This window comes from Corynebacterium uterequi (assembly GCF_001021065.1).
In the GTDB taxonomy this organism is placed as follows: Bacteria; Actinomycetota; Actinomycetes; order Mycobacteriales; family Mycobacteriaceae; genus Corynebacterium; species Corynebacterium uterequi.
The window spans coordinates 1,917,417-1,943,702 of record NZ_CP011546.1 but is presented as its reverse complement, the minus strand read 5'-3'; the positions used below and the strand labels follow the sequence as shown (position 1 = coordinate 1,943,702).

20 protein-coding genes, 5 tRNA genes and 3 rRNA genes are annotated in these 26,286 nt (G+C 61.3%); 17 read left to right on the top strand and 11 right to left on the bottom strand.

Annotated features, from left to right (window positions below):
- Positions 1-240: 240 nt before the first annotated feature.
- The 4 genes from pstS to pstB all read left to right on the top strand — a co-directional run bounded on the left by pstS (position 241) and on the right by pstB (position 4,156).
- Entirely contained in the window at positions 241-1,302 is a 1,062-nt protein-coding gene (gene pstS, locus CUTER_RS09020) for a phosphate ABC transporter substrate-binding protein PstS (RefSeq protein ID WP_047260136.1), read from the top strand.
- A 106-nt stretch (positions 1,303-1,408) separates the two neighbouring features.
- Entirely contained in the window at positions 1,409-2,410 is a 1,002-nt protein-coding gene (gene pstC, locus CUTER_RS09015) for a phosphate ABC transporter permease subunit PstC (RefSeq protein WP_047260135.1), read from the top strand.
- Between the two features lie 18 nt (positions 2,411-2,428).
- Entirely contained in the window at positions 2,429-3,349 is a 921-nt protein-coding gene (pstA, locus tag CUTER_RS09010; RefSeq protein WP_047260134.1) for a phosphate ABC transporter permease PstA, read from the top strand.
- A gap of 30 nt (positions 3,350-3,379) precedes the next feature.
- The gene (gene pstB / locus CUTER_RS09005) at positions 3,380-4,156 is read left to right on the top strand and encodes a phosphate ABC transporter ATP-binding protein PstB (RefSeq protein WP_047260133.1); all 777 of its coding nucleotides are present in this window, start codon (positions 3,380-3,382) and stop codon (positions 4,154-4,156) included.
- A 66-nt stretch (positions 4,157-4,222) separates the two neighbouring features.
- On the opposite strand, the gene phoU is transcribed toward pstB, so the two are convergent.
- Both phoU and dusB read right to left on the bottom strand, forming a co-directional pair.
- Positions 4,223-4,984 (bottom strand): phosphate signaling complex protein PhoU, encoded by a 762-nt coding sequence (phoU, locus tag CUTER_RS09000; RefSeq protein WP_047260132.1) that lies wholly within the window; start codon positions 4,982-4,984, stop codon positions 4,223-4,225.
- A 60-nt stretch (positions 4,985-5,044) separates the two neighbouring features.
- Positions 5,045-6,187, bottom strand: coding sequence for a tRNA dihydrouridine synthase DusB (dusB, locus tag CUTER_RS08995; protein WP_407919181.1), 1,143 nt, complete (start codon positions 6,185-6,187; stop codon positions 5,045-5,047).
- A gap of 215 nt (positions 6,188-6,402) precedes the next feature.
- Between dusB and CUTER_RS08990 the strand changes: the two genes are divergently transcribed.
- Positions 6,403-7,902: an acetyl-CoA hydrolase/transferase family protein gene (locus tag CUTER_RS08990; RefSeq protein WP_047260131.1), complete on the top strand. Its 1,500-nt coding sequence runs from the start codon at positions 6,403-6,405 to the stop codon at positions 7,900-7,902.
- Positions 7,903-7,967: 65 nt separating this feature from the next.
- A tRNA-Lys gene (locus CUTER_RS08985) sits at positions 7,968-8,040 on the top strand.
- A 210-nt stretch (positions 8,041-8,250) separates the two neighbouring features.
- Here CUTER_RS08985 and CUTER_RS08980 read toward each other — a convergent pair.
- The gene (locus tag CUTER_RS08980; RefSeq protein ID WP_047260130.1) at positions 8,251-8,577 is read right to left on the bottom strand and encodes a metal-sensitive transcriptional regulator; all 327 of its coding nucleotides are present in this window, start codon (positions 8,575-8,577) and stop codon (positions 8,251-8,253) included.
- A 124-nt stretch (positions 8,578-8,701) separates the two neighbouring features.
- Here CUTER_RS08980 and CUTER_RS08975 point away from each other — a divergent pair.
- The 5 genes from CUTER_RS08975 (at position 8,702) to CUTER_RS08955 (ending at position 9,619) form a co-directional block, all read left to right on the top strand.
- Positions 8,702-8,774: transfer RNA gene (locus tag CUTER_RS08975), tRNA-Glu, on the top strand.
- A 33-nt stretch (positions 8,775-8,807) separates the two neighbouring features.
- A tRNA-Asp gene (locus CUTER_RS08970) sits at positions 8,808-8,884 on the top strand.
- Between the two features lie 208 nt (positions 8,885-9,092).
- Positions 9,093-9,169: transfer RNA gene (locus CUTER_RS08965), tRNA-Asp, on the top strand.
- A gap of 20 nt (positions 9,170-9,189) precedes the next feature.
- Positions 9,190-9,262 (top strand) — tRNA-Phe (locus tag CUTER_RS08960).
- A 72-nt stretch (positions 9,263-9,334) separates the two neighbouring features.
- Positions 9,335-9,619: a GNAT family N-acetyltransferase gene (locus CUTER_RS08955; protein ID WP_047260129.1), complete on the top strand. Its 285-nt coding sequence runs from the start codon at positions 9,335-9,337 to the stop codon at positions 9,617-9,619.
- Between the two features lie 4 nt (positions 9,620-9,623).
- On the opposite strand, the gene epsC is transcribed toward CUTER_RS08955, so the two are convergent.
- On the bottom strand, positions 9,624-10,190 hold the full coding sequence (gene epsC, locus CUTER_RS08950; protein ID WP_047260128.1) for a serine O-acetyltransferase EpsC: 567 nt from the start codon (positions 10,188-10,190) through the stop codon (positions 9,624-9,626).
- A gap of 69 nt (positions 10,191-10,259) precedes the next feature.
- Positions 10,260-11,201: a cysteine synthase A gene (gene cysK / locus CUTER_RS08945; RefSeq protein WP_047260127.1), complete on the bottom strand. Its 942-nt coding sequence runs from the start codon at positions 11,199-11,201 to the stop codon at positions 10,260-10,262.
- A gap of 298 nt (positions 11,202-11,499) precedes the next feature.
- Between cysK and ramA the strand changes: the two genes are divergently transcribed.
- Both ramA and murA read left to right on the top strand, forming a co-directional pair.
- A complete protein-coding gene (gene ramA / locus CUTER_RS08940; protein ID WP_047260126.1) occupies positions 11,500-12,339 on the top strand; it encodes an acetate metabolism transcriptional regulator RamA in 840 nt (279 codons plus the stop codon).
- Between the two features lie 20 nt (positions 12,340-12,359).
- Positions 12,360-13,622, top strand: coding sequence for a UDP-N-acetylglucosamine 1-carboxyvinyltransferase (murA, locus tag CUTER_RS08935; RefSeq protein ID WP_047260125.1), 1,263 nt, complete (start codon positions 12,360-12,362; stop codon positions 13,620-13,622).
- 184 nt (positions 13,623-13,806) lie between these two features.
- Here the strand turns inward: murA and CUTER_RS11645 are convergent, their stop codons facing one another.
- Positions 13,807-14,229 (bottom strand): hypothetical protein, encoded by a 423-nt coding sequence (locus CUTER_RS11645; protein WP_144412264.1) that lies wholly within the window; start codon positions 14,227-14,229, stop codon positions 13,807-13,809.
- Between the two features lie 8 nt (positions 14,230-14,237).
- Between CUTER_RS11645 and CUTER_RS08930 the strand changes: the two genes are divergently transcribed.
- From CUTER_RS08930 to rrf, 3 genes are all read left to right on the top strand, one after another.
- A 16S ribosomal RNA gene (locus tag CUTER_RS08930) occupies positions 14,238-15,767 on the top strand.
- 440 nt (positions 15,768-16,207) lie between these two features.
- Positions 16,208-19,271, top strand: a 23S ribosomal RNA gene (locus tag CUTER_RS08925).
- Positions 19,272-19,406: 135 nt separating this feature from the next.
- Positions 19,407-19,525 (top strand): 5S ribosomal RNA (gene rrf / locus CUTER_RS08920).
- The 16S, 23S and 5S rRNA genes sit together here, the layout of an rRNA operon.
- Before the next feature lie 968 nt (positions 19,526-20,493).
- Here rrf and CUTER_RS08915 read toward each other — a convergent pair.
- The 5 genes from CUTER_RS08915 to CUTER_RS08895 form a co-directional block, all read right to left on the bottom strand.
- On the bottom strand, positions 20,494-20,928 hold the full coding sequence (locus CUTER_RS08915; RefSeq protein ID WP_047260124.1) for a pyrimidine dimer DNA glycosylase/endonuclease V: 435 nt from the start codon (positions 20,926-20,928) through the stop codon (positions 20,494-20,496).
- Positions 20,929-21,042: 114 nt separating this feature from the next.
- Positions 21,043-22,227, bottom strand: a complete 1,185-nt coding sequence (locus CUTER_RS08910; protein WP_047260123.1) for an ABC transporter ATP-binding protein — start codon at positions 22,225-22,227, stop codon at positions 21,043-21,045.
- A 35-nt stretch (positions 22,228-22,262) separates the two neighbouring features.
- Entirely contained in the window at positions 22,263-23,579 is a 1,317-nt protein-coding gene (locus tag CUTER_RS08905; protein WP_047260122.1) for an ABC transporter substrate-binding protein, read from the bottom strand.
- A 28-nt stretch (positions 23,580-23,607) separates the two neighbouring features.
- Entirely contained in the window at positions 23,608-24,441 is an 834-nt protein-coding gene (locus CUTER_RS08900) for a carbohydrate ABC transporter permease (protein ID WP_047260121.1), read from the bottom strand.
- A complete protein-coding gene (locus CUTER_RS08895; RefSeq protein ID WP_047260740.1) occupies positions 24,438-25,331 on the bottom strand; it encodes a carbohydrate ABC transporter permease in 894 nt (297 codons plus the stop codon). Before CUTER_RS08895 ends, CUTER_RS08900 begins: the two co-directional genes overlap by 4 nt.
- 204 nt (positions 25,332-25,535) lie before the next feature.
- Here CUTER_RS08895 and CUTER_RS08890 point away from each other — a divergent pair, with 204 nt between their 5' ends.
- The gene (locus tag CUTER_RS08890) at positions 25,536-26,285 is read left to right on the top strand and encodes an ABC transporter ATP-binding protein (RefSeq protein ID WP_047260120.1); all 750 of its coding nucleotides are present in this window, start codon (positions 25,536-25,538) and stop codon (positions 26,283-26,285) included.
- The last annotated feature ends 1 nt before the right edge of the window (position 26,286 follow it).

The following is a 26,286-nucleotide window of genomic DNA, read 5'->3' as shown; positions in this document are numbered from 1 at the left end:
CGCCACACGGCGCCGGATGTGCAGGTTTTCCCAAGCTTCTGGCCAGCGGAATCCATAAATTTTCGTTGTGGTGTCATATGTTAACCAGATGTTCACCGAATGAGACCATTCTGGTTAACCGCTGGGATCTACCTTGTAGGTTGAGAGCAACTGTTAAGGATGCTTCCATGCCCCTTCATGGGGTTTTATGAGTTGCTGAGCTCTTGAAACGTCTAAGGACCGCACCGGAAAGGTATGTCTGTGATCCGCAATTTTAAGCGCACCGCTTCCCTCGTTGGCGTCGTCGCCGTCGGCTCCGCCGCCCTCGTCGCCTGTGGCTCGGGCTCCGGCTCTGAGCTCGTCGGCGAAGGTGCTTCCTCCCAGCAGAACGCCATGGCCATCTTCGGCGCCAAGTACTCCGAAGAGACTGGCAACACCCTGGCGTACAACCCGACCGGTTCCGGTTCGGGCCGCACCAACTTCGTCGCCGGCCAGGTCGACTTCGCGGGTTCTGACTCCCCGCTGAAGGATGATCAGGTTGACCCGGCCGCCGAGCGCTGCGGTGGCAACGAGGCCTGGCACCTGCCGTTCGTTATCGGCCCGGTGGCCATCGCCTACAACCTGGACGGCGTGGACTCGGTCACCCTGTCCATCCCGACCCTTGCCCAGATCTTCTCCGGCAAGATCACCAACTGGAATGACCCGGCCATCGCCAAGGACAACGAAGGTGCGAAGCTGCCGGACCAGAAGATCTCGGTCCTGTACCGCTCCGACGAGTCGGGTACCTCCGACAACTTCCAGAAGTTCCTCTCCACCGCCGCTCCGGGCGAGTGGAAGGGTGAGGGCCAGCAGTTCCCGCAGGAAGTCGGCTCCGGCGCCAACGGGTCCAACGGTGTCGCCACCGAGGCCAACAGCATCCCGGGTGCCATCACCTACGTCGAGTACGGCTTCGTCAAGCAGAATGACAAGCTCAAGGCTGCCAACCTCGACTTCGGCGCCGGCTCCACCGAGCTCAGCGTTGAGACCGTCAACGCCGCCCTTGAGGCCCTGGAGTTCAAGACCGAGGGCCACAACATGGTCGTCGACGCTGACGCCCTCTTCGCCCAGAACCAGGCTGGTTCCTACCCGCTGATCCTGACGACCTACGAGATCGTCTGCTCCGCTGGCTATGACGATGAGACCGCCGCTCTCGTCAAGGAGTTCCTCCAGACCTCCCTGAACAACCAGGGTGAGATCGCCGAGGCCGGCTTCATCCCGGTCGAGGGCGGTCACAAGGAGCGCCTCCAGGCCGCCATCGACGCCCTCCCGGGTGGCGCGGCTTAAGTTTTAAGTTCTAGCTCTTCGTTGCCCCCAATGACAGTTCACTAGTCTCTGGGGGCAACCGGTGCGCCATCCACCCCTAACGCTCCTGAGAAGGATTCTTCACGTCATGGCTGACAAATCTAGCGCGGCCGTCCAGGACACCAAGCGCAGCGACGGCGGCGAGGTCCCCCAGACCACGCACGGCGTCAAGCGCCCCGGCGACCGCGTCTTCGAGACGCTGTCCACCGTCTCGGCGGCTTTTATTACCGTTCTCATTGCCGCAATCGGCATTTACCTCGTCCTTAACGCCGCCCCGGCCATCTCCCGCAATGAAGGTGGGTTGCTGGGCTTCTTCACCTACAGCGGGGCCTGGGAGACCAACAATCACGCGGCCATGCAGTTCGGTATCCCGAACCTGCTCGGCGTGACCGTCTTCATCTCGCTCTTCGCCCTCTTGCTGGCGATGCCCGTCGCCCTGGGTATCGCCATCTTCCTGTCCAACTATGCCCCGAAGAAGGCCGTCAAGCCGCTGGGCTACATCGTGGACATGCTCGCCGCGGTGCCGTCCATCGTGTATGGCCTGTGGGGCTGGCAGGTTCTCGGCCCGTGGCTCGGTAAGCTCTACGCCTGGATAGATGGCACCATCTTGTCGAAGGTGTTCCTCTTCGCCTTCAACGGTGCCCCGCCCTTCGAGACCGGCCGTAACATCTTCACCGGTGGCGTGGTGCTCGCCGTCATGATCCTGCCGATCATCGCGGCTACCGCCCGCGAAGTCTTCGTGCAGACCCCGAACGGTCACATCGAGTCCGCCCTGGCATTGGGCGCGACCCGCTGGGAAGTTGTCCGCCTGACCGTCCTGCCCTTCGGCATGTCCGGCTACGTGTCCGGATCCATGCTCGGCCTCGGCCGTGCCCTGGGTGAGACCATGGCCCTGTACATGGTTGTCTCCCCGGCCCCGGGCTTCCGCTGGTCCCTGTTCGACGGCGGCACGACCTTCGCTACCGCCATTGCGAACGCCGCCCCCGAGTTCAATAACCCGATTTCCGCGGGTGCCTACATTGCCGCCGGCCTGGTGCTGTTCTTGCTGACCTTCGTGGTCAACACGATCGCCCGCGCGATGGTCAAGTAAAGGAAGGCGGGAAAACACATGTCTACTTCGATTTCCTCCGACAAGACCTCGATCCCGACCGAGGGCTCCCCGTTCACCCACATCTCCGGTGGCCGCAAGGCTGCCGACAAGGTGGCCACCGTGCTGGTCTGGTCCACCATGGCCCTGGCCATGATCCCCCTGGTGTGGGTCCTGTGGACGGTCTTCAGCAAGGGCATCGCCCCCATCGTCAGCCTTGACTGGTGGATCGATGACCAGGCCGGCGTCCCCGCCTTCATGGCGGGTGGCGGCGCCTACCACGCCATCATCGGCACGTTCATGCAGACGCTGGTGGCGGCCGCCATCTCCGTGCCGATCGGTATCTTCACCGCCATCTACCTCGTGGAGTACTCCAACGGCGACCGCTTGGGCCGCCTGACTACCTTCATGGTGGACATCCTCTCCGGCGTTCCGTCCATCGTCGCCGCACTGTTCGTCTACGCCCTGTGGATCACCTCCCTGGGGCTGGACCGCTCTGGCTTCGCCGTCACCCTGTCCCTGATTCTGCTCATGCTCCCCATCGTGGTGCGTAACACCGAAGAGATGCTCCGCGTCGTCCCCATGGACCTGCGCGAGGCCTCCTACGCCCTCGGCGTGCCGAAGTGGAAGACCATCGCGAAGATCGTCCTGCCGACCGCGCTGTCCGGCATCGTCACCGGCGTCATCCTCGCCATCGCCCGCGTCATGGGTGAGTCCGCTCCGGTGCTCATCCTGGTCGGTTCCACCGGTTCCACGAACTTCAACATGTTCGACGGTCCGCAGTCCTCCCTGCCGTTGATGATGCTGGACATGTACAAGTCCGGCACGCAGGACCCGACGCTGGACAAGCTGTGGGGCGCTGCCCTCACCCTGGTGCTGATGATCGGTGTGCTCAACATCGTCGCCCGCATCATTGCCAACAAGTACTCGGTCAAGAAGTAACGACCACCCTCTCGTCACACCTGGAGAATCATGACCAGCAAGCTCATCCTCAACGATGTCAACATCTACTATGGGGATTTCCACGCCGTCCAGAACGTCAACCTGGATATTCCGGCCCGGTCCGTGACCGCGTTCATCGGCCCGTCGGGCTGCGGTAAGTCCACCGTGCTGCGCACCCTTAACCGCATGCACGAGGTCATCCCGGGCGCCTCGGTGAAGGGCGAAATCCTCCTTGACGGGCAGAACATCTACGCCAAGGACGTTGACCCGGTGTCCGTCCGCAACACCATCGGCATGGTGTTCCAGAAGGCTAACCCCTTCCCGACCATGTCCATCGAGGACAACGTCGTCGCCGGCCTCAAGCTGTCCGGCGAGAAGAACAAGAAGAAGCTCAAGGAGGTTGCCGAGAAGTCCCTGCGCGGCGCCAACCTCTGGGATGAGGTTAAGGATCGCCTCGACAAGCCGGGCGGCGGCCTGTCCGGTGGCCAGCAGCAGCGCCTGTGCATTGCTCGCGCCATCGCCGTGGAGCCCGAAGTCCTGCTCATGGACGAGCCCTGCTCCGCCCTGGACCCCATCTCGACGCTCGCGGTGGAGGACCTCATTCACGAGCTGAAGAAGGACTTCACCATCGTCATCGTGACGCACAACATGCAGCAGGCTGCCCGCGTCTCGGACATGACCGCCTTCTACTCCCTGGAGGCCACCGGTAAGCCGGGCCGCCTTGTGGAGTACAACCCCACCCAGAAGATCTTCGAGAACCCGGACCAGAAGGAAACCGAAGACTACATCGCCGGCCGCTTCGGCTAAACACCGCAACGGCTGACAAGGCCCGCCTCACATCGTGGGGCGGGCCTTGGTGTCTAACTGGGCGCCCTAGGACCGCGATTGGCCTCGGCCCGGGTAATAGTCCCGGGTAAACGTGCGCTGCATGTCATCGAAGCGGCGGCGGATCGCGTCCTCATCCCGGCGTAGGGGAGTGGCGTCCGCATTTTGTTCCGGAGTGAGACCGGAGGTGAAGAAGTACACCCGGCCGGAGACGTTGACACAGTGGTCAGCCCAACGTTCGAAGTACCGCAGCAACAGGGCCGCCTCGACGGCCTCCCGGGTGCTGCCGTCCCAGTCCTGCTGGGTGAGGGTGTTGAGGACCTCGGCGTTGATCGCGTCGACCGCGTCATCATCCCGGTACAGCTCCAGGGCCAGATCGGCGTCGGGATTCGCCAGCAGCGTGAGGACTTTCTGCGACATCTCTTTGAGCAGCGAAGTGAGCTCCACGAACTGTGGCCGCAGCTGCTCGGGAACAGCGGAGGCGGGGTGGCGCCGGCGGGCTGTCCGGCCAATGTGCATGCTCAACGCCCCCATGCGGTCAAGGTCCTCAACGATGTAAATGGAGGAAATGACTTGGCGAAGTTCGCTCGCCACAGGGGCCTGGAGGGCGAGCAACTGCACGGCGCGTTCCTCGCAGCGAAGGCGCAATTCTTCGAGGTGGTCCGCCATGGACAGCGCCTCTTCGGCCTTCTGGAGGGAGCCTCGCAGTAGCGCGGCGCTGGCCTTTTCCATCGCCCGTGAGGCGTATTCGCACATGGACACGAGGTCATGTGAGAAATCATCCAAACTAGAGCGATAGGCCGTGCGCATGGGTATATACTAAGGCATTTTAGGCTGCCTCGCACCTGCTGAAGCCGTGAACCAGCCGCGCTAGCCTCCGCTGTGGAAGGCGTCGCCGCCGTCGAGCACAGTCGCACCATCCTCGGGATCGTCTAACCAGCCGTCAGGCAGGTGCACGGGAGCGGGGGAGCCCTGTCGTCCGCGCGGTGCGTCGGCGTCGTGCGCCCGCTCGACGGACCCTTCGTAGGGGGCGAGCTTCGCGCGGAGGTCGTCGAGGCTAGCAATCTTCGTTAGCTCGGCCCGGGCCTTGCCGCCGACGGGGAAGCCGCGCATGTACCAGCCCATGTGCTTGCGTATGTCGCGGCAGGCGTGCTGTTCCCCGAGGTGATCGGACAGCAGTTCCGCGTGGCGGAGAATGATGCGGGTGACCTCGCCGAGGGTGGGCTCGGCGGGTAGGGGTTCGCCGCGCAGTTCGGCGCCGAGGGCGGCGAACAACCACGGCCGGCCCAGGCAACCCCGGCCGACGACCACCCCGTGGCAGCCGGTGGCATCCATCATGGTTCGGGCGTCCCGGGCGGCGAAGATGTCCCCGTTGCCGAGGACCGGGACGCCGGTTCCATCAAGGTGGGCAACCAGCTCCCGGATCGCGTCGAAATCGGCAGTGCCGGAATAGCGCTGCGCGGCGGTGCGGGCGTGGAGGGTGACCGCGGAGGCGCCCTCTGCTACGGCGATTCTTCCAGCGTCGAGGTGCGTGCGGTGCTCGTCGTCGATGCCGATGCGGAACTTGGCCGTGACCGGGATGCCCGTGCCTTCCACTCCTTTGACGGCGGCGTTGATGATGGAGCCGAAGAGTTTCCGCTTATAGGGAATGGCCGCGCCGCCGCCTCGGCGGGTGATTTTGGGCACCGCGCAGCCGAAGTTGAGGTCGAGGTGATCGGCCATGTTCTCCTCGGCGATCATCCGGGCGGCCCGGTAGGTGTACTCCGGGTCCACCGCGTACAGCTGCATCGAACGGACGTCTTCCGTGGGGCCGAACGCCGTCATGTGGAGGGTTTTCTCGTTGCGTTCGACGAGGGCCCTAGCCGTAATCATCTCGCACACGTATAGCCCGGACACCGTTCCGGTGCGCTGCTGTTCTAGCTCTCGGCACAGGGTGCGGAAGGCGACGTTCGTCACACCGGCCATGGGGGCCAGGACGACGGGTGAGTTCACGGTCACAGTTCCGATGGTCAGGCTCGTTCGCGGGTGCGCTGAAGTAGTCACGGTAGAACATTGTGGTGGGTGTGGGGGTAGCCTGCCAAACAGCATCTAGCTGGGACTTAGACCATGGTGTGGACTAAACGGTGGGTTTTATCCACAATGGGTGTGTCCCTGGTCACCTAGAAGTCGTTCTGAGTGTCCAATCACTAAAGATCGTTACGTTACGAAAGGTATAGTGAAGCATCCACATGTCTGATCGCATCCTCAACGCTGAGCTCAAGCGCAAGGTCATGTCCGCCGCTGAAGCGGCCGAGTTCGTTCAGCACGGCGACAACGTCGGTGTGTCCGGCTTCACCGGCGCGGGCTACCCGAAGGCGCTGCCGTCCGCCATCGCCGAGCGGGCACAGGCCGCCCACGCCAAGGGCGAGGACTTTAAGATCAACCTCTTCACCGGCGCCTCGACCGCCGACGCCGCCGACGGCGTCCTCGCCAACGCCGGGGCCATCAATTTCCGCGCCCCGTACAACTCCGACCGGACCCTGCGGGCTCAATTTAACGACGGCACCGCCTTCTACTCGGACATTCACCTCTCCCACCTCGGCCAGCAGGTTCAGCAGGGCTTCTTCGGCCGCATGAACGTCGCCATCCTTGAGTGTGTGCGCATCAACGAGGATGGCACTGTGGTGCCTTCGTCGGCGGTGGGCAATAACGTCGAATACGCTGACGCGGCCGACAAGATCATCCTCGAAGTCAACACCTGGCAGTCCGAGGGCTTGGTGGGGATGCACGACGTGTACGCGCCGGAGAAACTGTGGGAGCGGACGCCGATTCCCATCGTTAACGTCGGGGACCGTATCGGTGACCCCTTCCACCGCATCGACGTGTCCAAGGTGGTCGCCGTCGTCGAAACCGACGCACCGGATCGGAACTCACCATTCAAGGAACCGGATGAGGTGTCCAAGAAGATCGCGGCGAACTTCCTGCAGTTCCTGGAAGATGAAGTGGCCGCCGGGCGACTGAGCTACGACAACTACGTCATGCAGTCCGGGGTGGGCAATGTTCCCAACGCAGTCATGGCCGGATTGCTCGATTCGAAGTTCGAGAACATCACCGCCTACACCGAGGTCATCCAGGATGGGATGCTCGACCTCATCGACGCCGGCAAGATGACTGTCGCCTCGGCGACGTCGTTCTCGCTTTCCCCGGACGCTGCCGTTCGGATGAATGACCGCGCCGACTTCTACGCCCAGCACATCATCCTGCGTCCGCAGGCTATTTCCAACCACCCGGAGGTGATTCGTCGGGTCGGCCTCATCGCCTCCAACGGGCTGATCGAGGCTGACATCTACGGCAACGTCAACTCCACTAACGTGGCCGGCACCCGCATCATGAACGGCATTGGCGGCTCGGGCGATTTCACCCGCAACGCCTACATCTCCTCCTTCGTTACCCCCTCGGTGGCCAAGGGCGGGGCCATCTCGGCGATCGTCCCCTTCGCGGCACACATCGACCACACCGAGCACGACGCGATGGTCTTCGTCACGGAATATGGCTACGCCGATCTACGCGGGCTGGCGCCGCGGCAGCGGGCAGAAAAGATGATCGCCATCGCTCACCCGGACTACCGACCGTTGCTGGAGGAGTACGTGGCCGCGGCTAACGCCAAGGGCGGACACACTCCGCACGACCTCACGAAGGCCTTCGAGTTCCACACGCGCTTCCTGGATACCGGGACGATGCTGAAGTAACCACGTTTGGGGCCAGCCCGGTTTGGGCAATCGGGCTGGTAACGCGCTAGGATCAAAAACCTGTTGGGCCTTTAGCTCAGTTGGTAGAGCTACGGACTTTTAATCCGCAGGTCGTGGGTTCGAGCCCCACAGGGCCCACAACGACGAACACCCCTTGGTCGAGCACCCCCGGTCGCTTCGACGAGGGGTGTTCGTCGTTTCCAAAGGCAATCCGCCTGCGGTGGGCCGGTTTTACCGGCGGGGACCACGCCGCGGGCGTATGTCGAGCCTATGCGCCCGCTTCTCCACGCGAGCACCGTGCGGGCGTTGAGGACCACGCCGGAGATGGCGAATCGATGGGGTAGGGGGTTAGTTCTTGACCATACGTTTGATGGCGGACATGGCCTCGGCAATCTTCGCGTCTGCGACCTCGCCACCTTCTCGGGCTGCCGCCGCCACGCAATGGGCGATGTGATCCTCCAACAGTGCCAGGCTCACGTTTTCCAGCGCAGAGGTGGCCGCCGAGGCTTGGGTGATGATGTCGATGCAGTACTGGTCCTCATCGAGCATCCGCTGCAGCCCTCGAACTTGGCCTTCGATCCGCTTGAGGCGGGCCTGATAGCGGTCCTTGTTCGCGTGGTAGCCGTGGTGATGGACGTCGTCGTTGGGATTGGCGCAACACGCAGCATGGTCCATGACTCATCCTTTCCGGACTGGCGCTTCGTGGGTGGATTTTCCCATCCTACCTGCCGTTTTTGTGGAACCGATAGTCGTCGACTAAGTTATGGGGAGTCGCAACCGCACTGGTTTAAAGCGGCGGGCCCCCATCGTCTAGAGGCCTAGGACACCGCCCTTTCACGGCGGCGACACGGGTTCGAATCCCGTTGGGGGTACGGAGTTTAACGGCTCCCAAAATAATCGCATATGGCCCTGTGGCGCAGTTGGTTAGCGCGCCGCCCTGTCACGGCGGAGGTCGCGGGTTCAAGTCCCGTCAGGGTCGCCATTTGCCCCTCCCAGCATTGCTGGGAGGGGCTTTTTGCTGTCCATGTCACCCTCCTCTGGGCGACGGTGTCCACTGCCCGGCCGTTGGCGTCGAACCAAAGGGCTCCGAATTGCGGCGTGTACTGGGGATTTGTGGGCTTAAAGTGGCCTGTGTAGAGTACTTACACGTGCCAAGGAGCAGCTACTGTTCCCGGCATAACCTTTAATAAGGCCCTGTGGCGCAGTTGGTTAGCGCGCCGCCCTGTCACGGCGGAGGTCGCGGGTTCAAGTCCCGTCAGGGTCGCCAGGAACACTATTGGTGTTTCTGGCCAGATAGCTCAGTCGGTAGAGCGTCCGCCTGAAAAGTGGAAGGTCAGCGGTTCGACCCCGCTTCTGGCCACAGATGAAGTCCCCACCCGGATTACTGGGTGGGGACTTCCTGGTTTAGTAACAGGCTCCTACACTTCCGGTCATGACTACTGCCGTGTTTCACGATGAACCGCATTCCCGCTACGTCATCGCCGTCGATGGTGTCGAGGCCGGCTTCGCCGCCTACCAGGCCGTCGATGGGATCGTCGATTTCGATCACACCGTTATCGCCGAGAGCTTCCGGGGCCGGGGTCTTTCCACTCAGCTCATCGCGGAAGCCCTCGACGACGTACGAGAGCGCGGCGGGGTAATCCGGCCGAGCTGTTCCGCGGTCCGCCGCTTCGTGGAGAAGAACAGCGCCTACGACGACCTGGTGGCGCAGCGCTGACGGCTTAGATGACGTAGCAGCCGGGGTCCACCAGCGGCACGTGTTCGCCGCTCTTGCGAGGGCGCGTCGTCGCCGGCACCCCGAGGGCGATGGAATTAGGCGGAACATTCTTGGTCACCACCGCGTTGGCGCCTACCGCCGAGCCAGCCCCGATGGTGATGGGGCCGAGTACCTTCGCGCCGGCGCCGATGGACACCCCGTTCTCGATCGTCGGGTGGCGCTTTTCCTGGGTAAGGACCTGGCCGCCCAGGGTGACGCCGTGGTACAGCATGACGTCGTCGCCGATCTCCGTCGTCTCCCCGATGACGATGCCCATCCCGTGATCGATGAAGAAGCGCCGGCCTATCCGCGCCCCGGGGTGGATCTCAATGCCGGTAAAGAAGCGGTTGAGCTGCGATAACCCGCGGGCAAGGAACTTGCGGTCGCGTTTCCATAACCAGTGGCTCACCCGGTGGGACCAGATGGCGTGAAGGCCGGAGTAGATCAGCGCGATCTCCAACGAGCCGCGGGCTGCGGGATCGTGTTGCCGGGCGTTGGCGACGTCCTCGCGGATTGTTTTCCACACGTTCATGGTGCCTGAGCCTAGCAGCGAGGATGCAGGCGCCATGGTGTGCTTCGGGTCCCGGTCGCGGTTCGACGTTTAGTCGCGGATGTCTTCGTAGAGGACGGTAGAGACGTAGCGCTCGCCGAAGTCGGGGATGATGACGACGATGGTCTTTCCCGCGTTCTCGTCGCGGGAAGCCACCTCAAGGGCGGCCTTGACGTTCGCGCCGGCGGAAATGCCGCCGAGGATGCCGTCGGTGGTCGCCAGCTTTCGGGAGGTGGCGACGGCGTCCTCGTTGGTCACGGCGATGATCTCGTCGACGGTATTGCGGTCGAAGGTCTCCGGGATGAAGTTGGCGCCCAGCCCCTGAATCTTGTGCGGGCCGGCCTTGCCCTGGGACAGCAGGGGGGAGGCGGCGGGTTCGACGGCGATAGCCTTGACGCCCGGCTTCTGCTCCTTAAGGTACTTGCCGGCACCGGAGATGGTGCCGCCGGTTCCTACACCGGCGACGAGGATATCCACGGCGCCGTCGGTGTCTTCCCAGATCTCCGGGCCGGTGGTGGCGTGGTGGATGGCCGGGTTGGCCTGGTTCGCGAACTGAGAAGCAAGGATTGCGTTCTCCCGCTCGGCGACGATCTCGTTGGCCTTGTCGACTGCGCCCTGCATACCGGCCGCGCCGGGGGTGAGGACGATTTCCGCGCCGTAGGCCCGCAAGAGCACTCGACGCTCGTTGGACATGGTCTCCGGCATGGTGAGCACCACGTTGTAGCCCCGGGCGGCGCCGACCAGGGCGAGTGCAATGCCGGTGTTGCCCGACGTGGCCTCGACGATGGTTCCGCCGGGCTGCAGTTCGCCGGAAGCCTCGGCAGCGTCGACGATAGCCTTGCCGATGCGGTCCTTCACGGAATTTGCGGGGTTAAAGAACTCAAGCTTGGCGAGGATCGTGGCCTTCGCCCCCTCCGCCTCCGGGAGGCCGTTGAGCTTGACCAACGGTGTGGCGCCGATCGTGTCGAGGACGTTGTCGTAGATACGGGACATGAGGAATCTCCTTAAAAGCGGTTTCGGTGAGGTGGTCACCTCGTGTGTGAAGCATACACCCTCGTGGTAGACCAGACGGTCTGCCTAGTATGAACCAATATGTTCGGAAGCGGTCTAGGGGTGACGTGGTGACGTTCCGGGGGATGCGCCGTGGGAGATATCAGCGAAAATATGTGGGTTTAACGTTTTGTACTACCCCCGATAAGTTGGGTAAGCTAACGCTAGAAAGAACAGTTGACCGGCCTCGTGTCGCCGTTTTAGGGGCACCTGGTTGGGTACACCCAAAGTAGGAGTCCCCGTGGAAACGCAGAGGATCAAAGATGACGAAGAGTCGATCCGCGCCGCACTGACCTCGCTCAAGACCGCGACCGGCATCCCCGTGACCATGTATGGCACGCTGTTGCCCGACGACCGTCTCCACATCACTCAGTGGATCGGCTTGCGCACCCCCGCACTGCAGAACCTCGTCATCGACGCCGGCGTCGGCATCGCCGGGCGAGTGGTGAGCACCCGCCGGCCGGTCGGTGTCTCGGATTACACCCGGGCCAATATCATTAGCCACGAACACGACCGCGCCATCCAGGACGAGTCGCTGCACTCGATCGTCGCGGTGCCCGTCGTCGTCCAGCGGGAGATTCGCGGCATCCTCTACGTCGGAGTGCATTCCCCCGTGCGCCTTGGTGACAAGGTTATTGAGGAGGTCACCATGACCGCCCGGAGCCTGGAGCAAGATCTGGCCGTCAACGCAGCTTTGCGTCGAGCCGAGGGAAGCAAGCTGTCCGGCAAGGCAGGCCGGTCTATGAACGGCGCCGAATGGGAGCAGGTTCGGTCCACTCATTCGAAGCTTCGGATGCTTGCCAACCGCGTCCAGGACCCAAGTCTGCGCAAGGAACTCGAAACGCTCTGCGACCAGATGGTCTCTCCGGTGCGGGTTAAACAAACGACGAAGCTGTCCGCTCGGGAGCTGGACGTCCTGTCATGCGTGGCGCTCGGCCACACCAACGTCGAAGCCGCAGAGGAAATGGGCATCGGCGCAGAAACGGTGAAGTCCTATCTGCGGTCCGTCATGCGCAAACTCGGCGCGCATACCCGATACGAGGCCGTTAATGCGGCGCGAAGGATCGGCGCACTGCCCTAAATACCGATAGGCTGGGCCTCGTGAAGGAAAGATTTCGTGTAACTGGCGGCGCGCGGCTCAGCGGCATGGTCAAAGTGGACGGCGCCAAGAATAGTGTCCTGAAGCTCATGGCGGCGGCCCTGCTCGCCGAAGGCACCACCACTCTGCATAACTGTCCCGAAATCCTCGACGTTCCCCTCATGATGAACGTCCTTCAGGGCCTGGGCTGCGAGGTCGACATCGAAGGCCAGACCGTCCACATCACCACCCCCGCGGTGGTCAAGCCCGACGCTGACTTCGACGCGGTCCGGCAGTTCCGCGCCTCCGTGGCGGTGCTCGGGCCGCTGACCGCCAGATGTGGTCGTGCGGTCGTGGCCCTTCCTGGTGGAGACGCCATTGGTTCCCGGCCTTTGGATATGCACCAGTCGGGCCTGGAGAAGCTCGGCGCGACGACGCGTATCCGCCACGGGGCCGTCGTTGCGGAGGCACAAGCCCTGCGCGGCGCCCACATCAAGCTCGACTTCCCGTCCGTGGGTGCGACGGAGAACATCCTCACCGCTTCGGTGCTGGCCGAGGGTCGCACAGTTCTGGACAATGCGGCCCGCGAGCCGGAGATCGTTGACCTGTGCGAGATGCTCGTCTCTATGGGGGCAAGAATCCAAGGCGCCGGGACGTCAACGCTCACCATCGACGGTGTGTCGTCGCTGCGCCCCACCGAACACGAAGTAGTCGGGGACCGGATCGTCGCCGGCACATGGGCGTATGCCGCTGCTATGACGCGAGGCGACGTCACCGTGACGGGTATTGCTCCGCGCCATCTGCACCTGCCGCTGCAGAAACTAAAGCTTGCCGGCGCCGACGTCGAAACCTACGAACTAGGCTTCCGCGTGCGCATGGATCGACGCCCCACCGCCGTGGACTACCAGACACTGCCCTTCCCCGGCTTCCCGACGGACCTTCAACCCATGGCCATCGGCATTTCCACCATCGCGGAAGGCACCTCCATCATTACGGAGAACGTCTTCGAGTCCCGATTCCGCTTCGTCGACGAGTTGCTACGCCTCGGCGCCGACGCCTCAGTCGACGGCCACCATGTGGTTCTCCGGGGGATCGAGCAGCTGTCCTCCACCGACGTGTGGAGTTCCGACATCCGGGCGGGTGCCGGTCTCGTGCTCGCCGGCCTCGTCGCCGACGGCGAGACCGTGGTCCACGACGTCTACCACATTGACCGGGGCTACCCGCACTTCATCGAAAACCTCAACCGACTGGGTGCAAAGGTGGAACGCCTGGCTGCTGAAGACTAGGCAACGACGGCTCGCCGACGTTGCACACCTCAGGTCAGAAGGAGGATAGACACCTTCTGGCCTGGGGTTTTGTGTTGTTGGTGGGGTGTGTGTAGATTCTTGGGAGTCGCCGGGGCTGCTGGTTGTTGCTGGTTGGTTTCGGTGGTGGGGATGGTCTGGTTTTGACTTCTGTGTGGGGTTGTTGCTAGGGTGTCTTCTTGCTGCTTGGGTGGCTGGCCTGTTGCGGGTTGGTTGTGTGGGTGGCGTGTGTTGTGTGAGAACTCAATAGTGTGTCAACTACTTGAATTTTTTTGTTGTCACTGTCCAGTATCACTGGCCTGTTGTGGGTTGGTGGTGTGGGTGATGGTTGCTGGTTGTGGTTGCGTGTGCCCGGCACCTTGGTTCCCTGCTGTTGGCGGGGGTGGGGTGTTGTGCGTGGGTGATTGATGGCTGGTGATTGTTGCCTTCCCTTTGCTGCTTTGTTGTGGTGGGGGTTGGTTGTTGCGTGGTTGTGGTGGTTTTTCCTCGTCGGATGTGCCTGGCTGCGTGATGTAATCAGTGGTTGTTTTTTGTTCATGTAATTTTTTGGATTTTTTGTCAGTGTTTGGGCTCTTTCGCCTTGAAACATGATTGTTTTTTGTGGAGAGTTTGATCCTGGCTCAGGATGAACGCTGGCGGCGTGCTTAACACATGCAAGTCGAACGGAAAGGCCCTGCTTGCAGGGTGCTCGAGTGGCGAACGGGTGAGTAACACGTGAGTGATCTGCCTTGTACTTCGGGATAAGCTTGGGAAACTGGGTCTAATACCGGATAGGACCATGCTGTTGGGTGTGGTGGAAAGATGTTTTTTGGTGCAAGATGAGCTCGCGGCCTATCAGCTTGTTGGTGGGGTAATGGCCTACCAAGGCGTCGACGGGTAGCCGGCCTGAGAGGGTGTACGGCCACATTGGGACTGAGATACGGCCCAGACTCCTACGGGAGGCAGCAGTGGGGAATATTGCACAATGGGCGCAAGCCTGATGCAGCGACGCCGCGTGGGGGATGACGGCCTTCGGGTTGTAAACTCCTTTCGCTAGGGACGAAGCCTTTTGGGGTGACGGTACCTGGAGAAGAAGCACCGGCTAACTACGTGCCAGCAGCCGCGGTAATACGTAGGGTGCGAGCGTTGTCCGGAATTACTGGGCGTAAAGAGCTCGTAGGTGGTTTGTCGCGTCACGTGTGAAATTCTGTGGCTTAACCATGGTCGTGCATGTGATACGGGCAATACTTGAGTGCTGTAGGGGAGACTGGAATTCCTGGTGTAGCGGTGAAATGCGCAGATATCAGGAGGAACACCGATGGCGAAGGCAGGTCTCTGGGCAGTTACTGACGCTGAGGAGCGAAAGCATGGGTAGCGAACCGGATTAGATACCCGGGTAGTCCATGCTGTAAACGGTGGGCGCTAGGTGTGAGGATCTTTTCACGATTTTTGTGCCGTAGCTAACGCATTAAGCGCCCCGCCTGGGGAGTACGGCCGCAAGGCTAAAACTCAAAGGAATTGACGGGGGCCCGCACAAGCGGCGGAGCATGTGGATTAATTCGATGCAACGCGAAGAACCTTACCTGGGCTTGACATGCACTGGATCGGCGCAGAGATGTGTTTTCCCTTTGTGGCTGGTGTACAGGTGGTGCATGGTTGTCGTCAGCTCGTGTCGTGAGATGTTGGGTTAAGTCCCGCAACGAGCGCAACCCTTGTCTTATGTTGCCAGCACGTGATGGTGGGGACTCATGAGAGACTGCCGGGGTTAACTCGGAGGAAGGTGGGGATGACGTCAAATCATCATGCCCCTTATGTCCAGGGCTTCACACATGCTACAATGGTCGGTACACTGCGTTGCGATATCGTGAGGTGGAGCTAATCGCGTAAAGCCGGTCGTAGTTCGGATTGGGGTCTGCAACTCGACCCCATGAAGTCGGAGTCGCTAGTAATCGTAGATCAGCAATGCTGCGGTGAATACGTTCCCGGGCCTTGTACACACCGCCCGTCACGTCATGAAAGTTGGTAACACCCGAAGCCCATGGCCTAACCACCGTTTGGTGGGGGGAGTGGTCGAAGGTGGGATCGGCGATTGGGACGAAGTCGTAACAAGGTAGCCGTACCGGAAGGTGCGGCTGGATCACCTCCTTTCTAAGGAGTTTAGTTAATTTTTTTCTCGCCCCTGAAGGTTGCCTGGTTGGGTGCCTGGGGGGCAGGGGGTTGGTTGATGGTGTCACTATTGGTGGTGGTGCCGCGCTGGCCTGGTTGTTATTTTTTGGCGTGTGAAGACACGTGACGAGTCATGGTTGGTGGCTTTTCACCCTGGTGGGTGGTGGCAGTGAAAAGTTTTTTTAAGTGGTTGGTGCATTGTTGGGTGTCTGGGACAGCACTGTTGTTCCTTTTAGCATCTTAGGCTGGCGGTCATCGCGTACGTTGTGTGTGGTGGTTGTTGTCTGGGGTGTGGTGTTGTGTGAGAACTGTATAGTGGACGCGATATTTTTTTCGCCCTCATGTGTGTGTGCATGTGGGGGTGGGCAATTTTTTCTGTTTGTTCTTAGTGTTTTTTGCTTGTGTGTGTGTTGTGTTTGTTCGTTTATGGGCACACGGTGGATGCCTGGGCATGTTGAGCCGATGAAGGACGTGTGAGTCTGCGTTAAGCCTTGGGGAGTTGGCAACTAAGCGTTGATCCGAGGATGTCCGAATGGGGTAACCCTGCACGCGTTGTGGTGTGTAACCGCCAGGTGAATGTATAGTCTGGTTGGGGGTGACGCGGGGAAGTGAAACATCTCAGTACCCGTAGGAAGAGAAAATAATAATGATTCTGCTAGTAGTGGCGAGCGAACGTGGATGAGGCTAAAGCATGTGCGTGTGATACCTGGGTAGGGGTTGCGTGTGTGTTGTTGTGGGGTGTGTGCGTGTGGCGGCTACCTGACGCTGCGCGGTGTGTGCGATGTGAGTGGAAGTGGTCTGGAGTGGCCTGCCGTAGAGGGTGATGAGTCCCGTACATGGTTGCATCGTTATCATGCTGTTGTGCATGTCCCCGAGTAGCAGTGGGCTCGTGGAATCTGCTGTGAATCTGCCGGGACCACCCGGTAAGCCTAAATACTTGACATGACCGATAGTGGATGTAGTACCGTGAGGGAATGGTGAAAAGTACCCCGGGAGGGGAGTGAAATAGTTCCTGAAACCGTGTGTTTACAATCCGTCAGAGCCTTGCTTGTGTGGGGCGATGGCGTGCCTTTTGAAGAATGAGCCTGCGAGTCAGCGGCATGTCGCGAGGTTAACCCGTGTGGGGTAGTCGTAGCGAAAGCGAATCCTAATTGGGTGTTGTAGTGGCATGTTCTGGACCCGAAGCGGGGTGATCTACCCATGGCCAGTGTGAAGCAGCTGTAAGAGGTTGTGGAGGCGCGAACCCACTTAGGTTGAAAACTGAGGGGATGAGTTGTGGGTAGGGGTGAAAGGCTAATCAAACTCCGTGATAGCTGGTTCTCCCCGAAATGCATTTAGGTGCAGCGTTGTGTGTGCTTGCCGGAGGTAGAGCTACTGGTTGGTTGAGCGGGACTACAATCTTAGTGATGTCAGCCAAACTCCGAATGCCGGTGAAGTGTAGCATGGCAGTGAGACTGTGGGGGATAAGCTTCATAGTCGAGAGGGAAACAGCCCAGATCGTCGGCTAAGGCCCCTAAGGGTGTACTAAGTGGAAAAGGATGTGTGATCGCGATGACAGCCAGGAGGTTGGCTTAGAAGCAGCCATCCTTGAAAGAGTGCGTAATAGCTCACTGGTCGAGTGGTTGTGCGCCGACAATGTAGTGGGGCTCAAGTACACCGCCGAAGCCACGGCAACCAACGTTGGTTGGTTGGGTAGGGGAGCGTCGTGCACGTGTGTGAAGCATTACTGTGAGGTGGTGTGGAGTGTGTGCGAGTGAGAATGCAGGCATGAGTAACGAGTGTAAGGTGAGAATCCTTACCGCCGGATGACTAAGGGTTCCTGGGTCAAGTTCGTCTTCCCAGGGTGAGTCGGGGCCTAAGGCGAGGCCGACAGGCGTAGTCGATGGATAACCAGTTGATATTCTGGTACCCGTATATGCGCGACCAATGATGAATCGGTGATACTAACCACCCTGAACACTATCCTGAGTGTCTTCGGATACTTCGGGTGTGTGTGAGGGGTGGGGCCTGAGCTGGTAGTAGTCAAGTGATGGGGTGACGCAGTGTGGTAGCCGCGCCAGGTGTTGGTTTCTGGTGTAAGCGTTCGAGGTTGTGGTGTTGGTGAAATCCGCACCGCGTGTTGACTGAGGCGTGATGCGTAGCCCCTTTGGGGTGATGGTGGTGATCTAGTGCTGTCGAGAAAAGCCTCTAGCGATGTGTGTGTACGGCCCGTACCCTAAACCGACACAGGTGGTCAGGTAGAGAATACTAAGGCGGTCGGGTGAACTGTGGTTAAGGAACTCGGCAAATTAGCCCCGTAACTTCGGGAGAAGGGGTGCCACTGCTGGTGAAAGCTGGTGGTGGTCGCAGTGGATAGAGGGAAGCGACTGTTTATCAAAAACATAGGTCTGTGCGAAGACGTGTAAGTTGATGTATACGGACTGACGCCTGCCCGGTGCTGGAAGGTTAAGAGGACCGGTTAGTGCACTTTGGTGTGCGAAGCTGAGAATTTAAGCCCCAGTAAACGGCGGTGGTAACTATAACCATCCTAAGGTAGCGAAATTCCTTGTCGGGTAAGTTCCGACCTGCACGAATGGCGTAACGACTTCCCTGCTGTCTCAACCACAGGCCCGGTGAAATTGCAGTACGAGTAAAGATGCTCGTTTCGCGCGGCAGGACGAAAAGACCCCGGGACCTTTACTATAGCTTGGTATTGGTGTTTGGTTCGGTTTGTGTAGGATAGGTGGGAGACTGTGAAGCTGTCACGCTAGTGGTGGTGGAGTCGTTGTTGAAATACCACTCTGGTCGGATTGGATACCTTAACCTTGGCCCATGATCTGGGTTGGGGACAGTGCCTGGTGGGTAGTTTAACTGGGGCGGTTGCCTCCTAAATGGTAACGGAGGCGCCCAAAGGTTTCCTCAGCTTGGTTGGTAATCAGGTGGTGAGTGTAAGTGCACAAGGGAGCTTGACTGTGAGAGTGACGGCTCGAGCAGGGACGAAAGTCGGGACTAGTGATCCGGCACCTACTTGTGGATGTGGTGTCGCTCAACGGATAAAAGGTACCCCGGGGATAACAGGCTGATCTTCCCCAAGAGTCCATATCGACGGGATGGTTTGGCACCTCGATGTCGGCTCGTCGCATCCTGGGGCTGGAGTAGGTCCCAAGGGTTGGGCTGTTCGCCCATTAAAGCGGCACGCGAGCTGGGTTCAGAACGTCGTGAGACAGTTCGGTCTCTATCCGCCGCGCGCGTGGAAACTTGAAGAAGGCTGTCCCTAGTACGAGAGGACCGGGATGGACGTACCTCTGGTGTGCCAGTTATCTTGCCTTGGGTAGGGCTGGTTGGCTACGTACGGGAGGGATAACCGCTGAAAGCATCTAAGCGGGAAGCCTGTTTTGAGATGAGGTTTCTTTTGAGGTTCCCTAGTGATGATGGGGTTGATAGGCCAGGGTTGTAAGCATTGTGAGGTGTTGAGGCGACTGGTACTAATTGACCGACTATAAACATGATGTGTTTGCCGCAAGCAGAGAGTGTTGCACTATAAGCAGCAAGCAGAAAAATTAGTTGTGTCGCGTTCGTTATGCAGTGTCTGGCACGGCACCAGGCCACCGTTGGGTGGTTGTGTGTTGTGTTGGTGGTTGTGTCGGTGGTTGATGACGGTGAGGAAACGCCCGGTCCCCTTTTCGAACCCGGAAGCTAAGCTCATTCGTGCTGATGGTACTGCACTCGGGAGGGTGTGGGAGAGTAGGTTGCTGCCGATACTTTAACTTCATGATTGGTGGTGGGTGATACCAGCCCTCGTGGCTCCCCGTGTGGGGGTTGGGGGGTTGGTGTTACCCACCACCTTTTTGTTTGCGTGTGTGGGGGTTGTTGCGGGCGGCATTGGTTTTGGGGGTTGCTCTGGGTGGCTACACGTGTAGCCACTATGAACACCGCTTTATGGATCCGGTGGTTCCTGGCTCCCCGACGCTGTGCGCTTCCTGTGAACGACTATGCCGGGCATAGTCGGCAGTGCAGCGGCGCTTCTAGCAACGTCCCGGACTGTCAGCGACGCCGACGAGCCCGTGCGGGGGACTGGCACCGGAGTCGGGTGGGGCGTTTCGCCCTTCAGGTTCACCGACACCGCTGAATTCTGCAGCAGCGTCCTAGCGGTGACAGCGAAGGGCGAAACCCGGCTACACGTGTATCCACTATGAACACCGATTTATGGAACCGCCGGCGCCTCTATCTGCTGGGTGATTCCTGTGAACGACTATGCCCGGCATAGCCGGCAGAACAGCGACGCTTCCAGCAACGTGCCGGACTGCCGGCGAAGCTCACCGACTCGTGTTGGAGGTCCGATTCTGGGGTCCAGCGGGACGTGAATCGCCCTTCAGACTCACCGACACCGCCGAAGTCTGCAGCAGCGACCTTGCGGTGACAGCGAAAGGCGAAACCTACCGGCTACACGTGTAGCCACTATGAACACCGATTTATGGATCCGACGCTCCCGAGCTGCCCGACACTGTACAGTCGAACGACTATGCCGTGCATCGTCCTTCGTGTGCTCTGAGGCCCCTCCCAGAAGGCTACTTTTCTAGAGTCGCTGCCAGGCTGCATCATGTTAAAAGTTTCCGATCACCACTACACCACACAGAATTCGGCGACCAAGGCTGGGACCTCTTAACGCGCAGAGTCGCCGGCCTTTGTGCGGGACCACTGCCGGGCTGCGGGAAGGCATCGTGCTGGACTAGCGGACTCTCTCCCAGTCCTCGATAGGGCCGTCGATCAGTTCGAAGATCGGGTGCGGTTCCAGCGCGAGCTCGGCCTCCCACTCCGGGGCGCGCTCGCGCACCTTGGCTCGGAGGTGGTCGAGCTCGTATTCCAGCTGGCCCCGGGTCAGCGTCATCAGTACCGGCACGACGCCGCCTTCGAGCAGGGGCCGGTGGATCTTGCTGCGGTCGAAGGAGTAGCCCCGCCGGGTGGCGTCGTCCTGCACCACCGAAAGAAACGCTCCTATGCCGGTGAGCGGATCTACCAGCTCGCGGAATCGGTGGAGCTGCGGGTGGTTGCGGTAGCCCTTGGTGGCGCCGAGGAGGACCTTTTGCGCGAGCAGCCCTTCGCGCCAGCACGCAACGAGCCCCACGCGGTCGAGGACGGCAGGGGACAGACTCCATAAACGCATGCCTCCCACCCTAGGAAACCTGCCACAATAAGAAACCGAGCACCCCGCGTGGGGATGCTCGGTTCGGTGCGCCGGCTGACACTACCGGCCGGCTACCAGCCGGCTACCAGTCGGCTACTGGTTAAGGCGCTCGCCGGTGACGCCGTTGAAGACGTGCAGATCCTTGGGGGCGGCGGCGACGTACATCGTGTCGCCCACCTGGAAGCCGTGGTGGCGCTCCAGGCGGATGCCGATCTCTGCCTTGTCTTCCGCCGAGGCCGGGGTCACCTGGACGCGCATATCGTCGGGGATGCCGTGGCCCATGACGTCGGAGTTCGGGTTCTTGACGTTGCTGGCCTTGAGGTAGACCATCGAGTCCGCGCCGAGCTCGTCGATGTGCGAAATCTCGCCGAGCACGGCTCCCTGCTCGCCTTCGGAGGTGATGTACATGTTCTCCGGGCGGGCGCCAACGACAACGTGGTCGTCCTGCTTGCCGCCGTTGGCCTTAATGACGCGGACGGATTCCTCGGAGAGGTGGATCGGCTCGCCGACGCCGAGGCGGATGGTGCCGTGGTCGAGCACGCCCTCCAGGAGGTTCATGGAGGGGGAGCCGATGAAGGAGGCGACGAAGACGTTGGCGGGGCGATCGTAGAGCGCCTGCGGAGTGTCGACCTGCTGGAGAACGCCGGCGAGCAGCACGGCGACCCGGTCGCCCATGGTCATGGCCTCGACCTGGTCGTGGGTGACGTAGACCGTGGTGACGCCGAGGCGACGCTGAAGGGCGGAGATCTCTGCGCGGGTGGAGACGCGCAGCTTGGCGTCGAGGTTGGACAGCGGCTCGTCCATGCAGAAGATGTCTGCGTCGCGGACGATGGCGCGGCCCATGGCCACACGCTGGCGCTGGCCGCCGGAGAGGGCGGCGGGCTTGCGGTCCAGGTACTCGTCGAGCTGCAGGATGCGCGACGCCTCGGCGACGCGCCGGGTGATCTCGTCCTTGTCGACCTTCTGGTTCTTGAGCGCGAAGCTCATGTTCTCCCGGACGCTCATGTTGGGGTACAGGGCGTAGGACTGGAAGACCATGGCGACGTTGCGGTCCTGAGGCCGCAGCTCGGTGGCGTCGTTGCCGTCGATGAGCAGGCGGCCGCGGTTGATAGGTTCGAGGCCGGCGAGCATGCGCAACGACGTCGACTTGCCGCAGCCCGACGGGCCAACGAGGACGAGGAATTCACCGTCGGCGATCTCAAGGTTGAGGTTGTCGACGGCCGGGCGTGCGCCCGGGGTGTATTCGCGGGTGACACCCTCGAAAACGATGGAAGCCATGAGAAGCTGGGTCCTTTCTGCGGGCGACCGGTCGGTTAGAGAAGCGGCTCGATGTCGCGCTTGTAGATCGTGACGAGCTGGTCCTCGGCGGCCTTGAGGGCGTCGGCCGGGGCGGTGCCGACGAGCATGACCTGCTCAAGCTGGTCGCCGATGATGCGGTCGCCGTTCGGGATGAGCACGCGGAACGGGTCCTGCACTCGGGTATGCGGCAGCTGGTCGACGGCGACCTGGAACTCGGGGTTGTCCTTGAGGAAGGCGGCGTGCTCCGGGTCCTCGGCGGCGGTGGTGCGCACCGGAACGTAGCCGGTCTCGCGGGACCAGTAGCCGGTGTTCTTCGCGTTGGTGATGAAGTCGATGAACTTGATGGCGTTGTCCTTGCGCTCCTCGGAGATGCCGGCGGGGATGCCGAGGCCAGCGCCACCGGTCGGGCAGGCGCCCTCACCGGTCGGGTTCGGCATCATGGCGACGCCGACGTTGAACTTAGCGGTGTCGAGCACGGAGGAAAGGTCGCCGGTGGACTGGATGGCGGCGCCGATGAGGCCGGTGGCGAACTCGTTGGTGACGTCGGTGGAGACGGTGGCCCAGCCATCGTCAACGGTGGACTTGAGCCACTCGACGGTCTTGACGGTCTCCGGGGAGGTCATGCGGGACTCCCAGCCGTCGGAGTACTGCCCGCCGAGGGACCACATCGGGCCAGAGAAAGTCCAGGACAGGTAGCCGGTGGCCGGGGCCCAACCGAGGGCGTGACCGGAGCCCATGACCTTCTGCAGCTTCGGGGCCCACTCGGTGAACTCTTCCCAGGACTCAGGCGCGCGGTCGGGCAGGCCGGCCTCGGCGAACTTGTCCTTGTTGTAGTAGAAGAGGACGGTCGAACGGGCGTACGGCAGTCCGTAGTGGCCGCCGTTGTGCTCGTAGTCGTTGTAGAGGGACTCGACGTAGGAGGACAGGTCGATGCTGTTGCGCTTGGCCAGCTCGCCGATTTCCGAGGTCTGGCCGTTGAGGGCGAAGTTGAACCATTCGGTGTCGGACAGGACGACGAGGTCGGGCAGGTCCGTGCCGGTCAGGGCCGCGTTGAACTTCTGGGAGACTTCCTGGTAGTCCTTGCCCGCGTCGACGAGCTTGACCTTGAGGTCGGGGTTCTCCGCCTCGAAGCGCTTGATGAGCTCCACCTCGACGTCGCGGGAGGAAGCCGGGTGGTTGGACCACCACACGATCTCGCCGGGGTTGCCCTCAGCACCCTTGCCGGAGGGCGCTCCGCCGGTGCCGGCGCAGGCAGTCAGGGTAGCGGTGGCGCCGGCGAGGCCGAAGGCGGCGAGGAGCTGGCGGCGAGACAGGACGATCTTCTGAGACATGGGAATTGTTCCTTTCGTTTAAGGTGGGCTAGCCCTTGACGGCGCCCGAGATGAGGCCCTTGATCATGTACTGCTGGAGAGCAAGGAAGAGGACGAGGATCGGCAGCATCGTCATGATCGTGGCGGCCATGACGGGGCCCCAGTTGGACACACCTTCGTTGTTCTGCAGCATCGTCAGACCGATGGGCAGCGGCGCGGTGTTGGACGTCTCGGCAATGAGCAACGGCCAGAGGTACTGGTTCCACTCGTTGACGATGGTGATCATGGAGAACGCGACCAGCGTGGGCATAGAGATGGGCAGCAGGACCTTCCACAGCAGCTGGAAGTGGCCGCAGTGGTCCATGCGAGCGGCTTCGATGAGCTCATTGGGGATGGACATGAAGTGGTTGCGCATGAGGAAGGTGCCGAAGGCGATGCCGGCCAGTGGCAGGATGACGCCGACGTAGGTGTCACGCCAGCCCATCTGGGAGACGATCGCGTAGTTGGAAATGACCGTGACCTCGGCAGGCACCATGAGGGTGGCGATGATAATCATGAAGATCAGATCACGTCCCGGGAAGCGCAGGATGGCCAGCGCGTACGCAGAGATGACGCCGAGCACGATCTTGATGGTGCACAGCACCACGGTGATGATGATCGAGTTGGCGAAGTACTTGCCGAAGGGAACGTCGCGGAAGACCTGCTGGTAGTTCGCGAAGGTGAAGGTGTCCGGCAGCCACTGGACCGGCTGGGTGTAGATCTCGCCCTGGGTCTTGAAGCTGGTCAGGACGATCCACAGCAGCGGCACGCCCACGAAAAGGAGGGTGAGAATCATGCCGACGTAGCCGAGGATTTTCACGACAACACTGCGGTCGGTACTCATCGCTTGTTCTCCTTATCCATGTAGCGGACCTGGATCACCGTGATGGCGAGCAGGATGAGGAACAAAATGGTGGCCACGGTGGCGCCGTAGCCTGCCCGGTAGTTGGTGAAGGTCTCCGTGTAGACCTGGTAGACCAGCGTCGTCGTGGAGTTTCCGAGCGGGCCGCCACGGGTCATGGTGTGGATGATGTCGAACACCTGCACCGAGTTGAGGGTGATCGTGATCGAAAGGAAGAAGGTGGTGGATCGCAACTGGGGGAGGGTGACGCGCCAGAAGCGAGTCCACGTCGACGCGCCGTCGACGGCCGCCGCCTCAGCGAGGTCCTTGTTGAGGCCCTGCAGCGCTGCCAGGTAGATGACGAAGGCATAGCCAAGGTTCTTCCAGACGAAGGTGAAGGTCACCATGAACAGGGACCACCAGCGATCCTGGTAGAACTGCGGGGACTCGACGCCAATGCGGGTCAGGAGGTCCTGGACGAGGCCGAAGTTCGGGTCGAAGACGAATTGGAAGGCCACGCCAATCGCCGCGCCGGAGATGACGAACGGGGCGAAGACGGTGGAGCGGACGATGTTTCGGCCGAGGAGGGCTTGGTCGAGCAGCATCGCCAACAGGAGGCCGAGGACCATCGAGCCCAGCACCGCGAAGCCGGTAAACAGCACGGTGTTAAGCAGGATGGTGCCAGTATCCGGTCGGGTGAAGAACTCGATGTAGTTCCGGAAACCGATGAACGTCGACGTCGGAGAGGAAATATTCCAGTTGTAGAAGGACAACCGGAAGTTGTCGAAGAGTGGACGGTAGGTGAAGATGGCCAGCAGAATGAGGTTGGGTGCCAGCAGCAGGGCGGCAAGCAGCCACTCATTTCGGCGTGACCGCTGTGCGCGATTAGCCAGTTTCTTGGCGTTCGCGTCGCTAGGTGAGGTGCGGACAGTCACGTATGGAAAACTAAGGCGCACGGGTTGCTCACAGTTCGCGCCAAGATTAATGAAAGATGAATGTTTGGGTTCGGGGGCGGATGCGGCCGCCCGTCCAGCCGGGAGCCGAGCACGCTAGGTTAGAACCCGGAAATACCTCTATTTAGGAAGGCATCCGCATTCATGGAATTGTCCCAGTCTGAGGGGAAGCGGGCCGCCGCCCGGGCCCGTAACCTGGTCAAGCGCTACGGCAAAGGCGACACGGCGGTGACGGCGCTCGACGGGGTGTCCGTGGACTTCTTCGCCCACGAATTTACCGCCATCATGGGACCGTCCGGCTCCGGAAAGTCGACGCTCATGCACACCATGGCGGGGCTGGACTCGGCGACGTCGGGCGAGGCATACATCGGCGAAGCCCGGTTGACGGGGATGCGCGATTCTCAACTCACCGCCCTGCGGCGGGACCGGGTGGGATTCATCTTCCAATCCTTCAACCTCGTGCCCACCCTCACCGCGGCGGAGAACATCACGCTGCCCAGCGACATCGCCGGGCGGCGGGTTGATAAGGAGTGGTTCGCGGAGGTCACCACCCGGCTGGGGCTTGCGAATCGGCTGCGCCACCGGCCGGCGGAGCTATCGGGTGGGCAGCAGCAGCGCGTCGCCTGCGCCCGCGCGCTAGTGAGCCGGCCGGACATCATCTTCGGCGACGAGCCGACGGGCAACCTCGACTCCAACTCTTCCACCGAGGTCCTGCGCATTCTGCGCACCGCGGTGGAGGAAGACAACCAAACCGTCGTCATCGTTACCCACGACCCGAGGGCGGCATCCTACGCCGATCGCGTCATTTTCCTGGCCGACGGGCGCATCGTCGACGAGCTGCGTCACCCCACGGTGGAGACGATCTGGCAGACGATGAGCGGAATCGAGGGCTAGA

Excerpts from the sequence above, each read along its gene's own strand:
- pstC (WP_047260135.1), top strand. The coding sequence starts at position 1,409 with ATGGCTGACAAATCTAGCGCGGCCGTCCAGGACACCAAGCGCAGCGAC.
- pstA (WP_047260134.1), top strand. The coding sequence starts at position 2,429 with ATGTCTACTTCGATTTCCTCCGACAAGACCTCGATCCCGACCGAGGGC.
- pstB (WP_047260133.1), top strand. The coding sequence starts at position 3,380 with ATGACCAGCAAGCTCATCCTCAACGATGTCAACATCTACTATGGGGAT.
- phoU (WP_047260132.1), bottom strand. The coding sequence starts at position 4,984 with ATGCGCACGGCCTATCGCTCTAGTTTGGATGATTTCTCACATGACCTC.
- CUTER_RS08990 (WP_047260131.1), top strand. The coding sequence starts at position 6,403 with ATGTCTGATCGCATCCTCAACGCTGAGCTCAAGCGCAAGGTCATGTCC.
- CUTER_RS08980 (WP_047260130.1), bottom strand. The coding sequence starts at position 8,577 with ATGGACCATGCTGCGTGTTGCGCCAATCCCAACGACGACGTCCATCAC.
- CUTER_RS08955 (WP_047260129.1), top strand. The coding sequence starts at position 9,335 with ATGACTACTGCCGTGTTTCACGATGAACCGCATTCCCGCTACGTCATC.
- epsC (WP_047260128.1), bottom strand. The coding sequence starts at position 10,190 with ATGAACGTGTGGAAAACAATCCGCGAGGACGTCGCCAACGCCCGGCAA.
- cysK (WP_047260127.1), bottom strand. The coding sequence starts at position 11,201 with ATGTCCCGTATCTACGACAACGTCCTCGACACGATCGGCGCCACACCG.
- CUTER_RS11645 (WP_144412264.1), bottom strand. The coding sequence starts at position 14,229 with ATGTTTCAAGGCGAAAGAGCCCAAACACTGACAAAAAATCCAAAAAAT.
- CUTER_RS08915 (WP_047260124.1), bottom strand. The coding sequence starts at position 20,928 with ATGCGTTTATGGAGTCTGTCCCCTGCCGTCCTCGACCGCGTGGGGCTC.
- CUTER_RS08910 (WP_047260123.1), bottom strand. The coding sequence starts at position 22,227 with ATGGCTTCCATCGTTTTCGAGGGTGTCACCCGCGAATACACCCCGGGC.
- CUTER_RS08905 (WP_047260122.1), bottom strand. The coding sequence starts at position 23,579 with ATGTCTCAGAAGATCGTCCTGTCTCGCCGCCAGCTCCTCGCCGCCTTC.
- CUTER_RS08900 (WP_047260121.1), bottom strand. The coding sequence starts at position 24,441 with ATGAGTACCGACCGCAGTGTTGTCGTGAAAATCCTCGGCTACGTCGGC.
- CUTER_RS08890 (WP_047260120.1), top strand. The coding sequence starts at position 25,536 with ATGGAATTGTCCCAGTCTGAGGGGAAGCGGGCCGCCGCCCGGGCCCGT.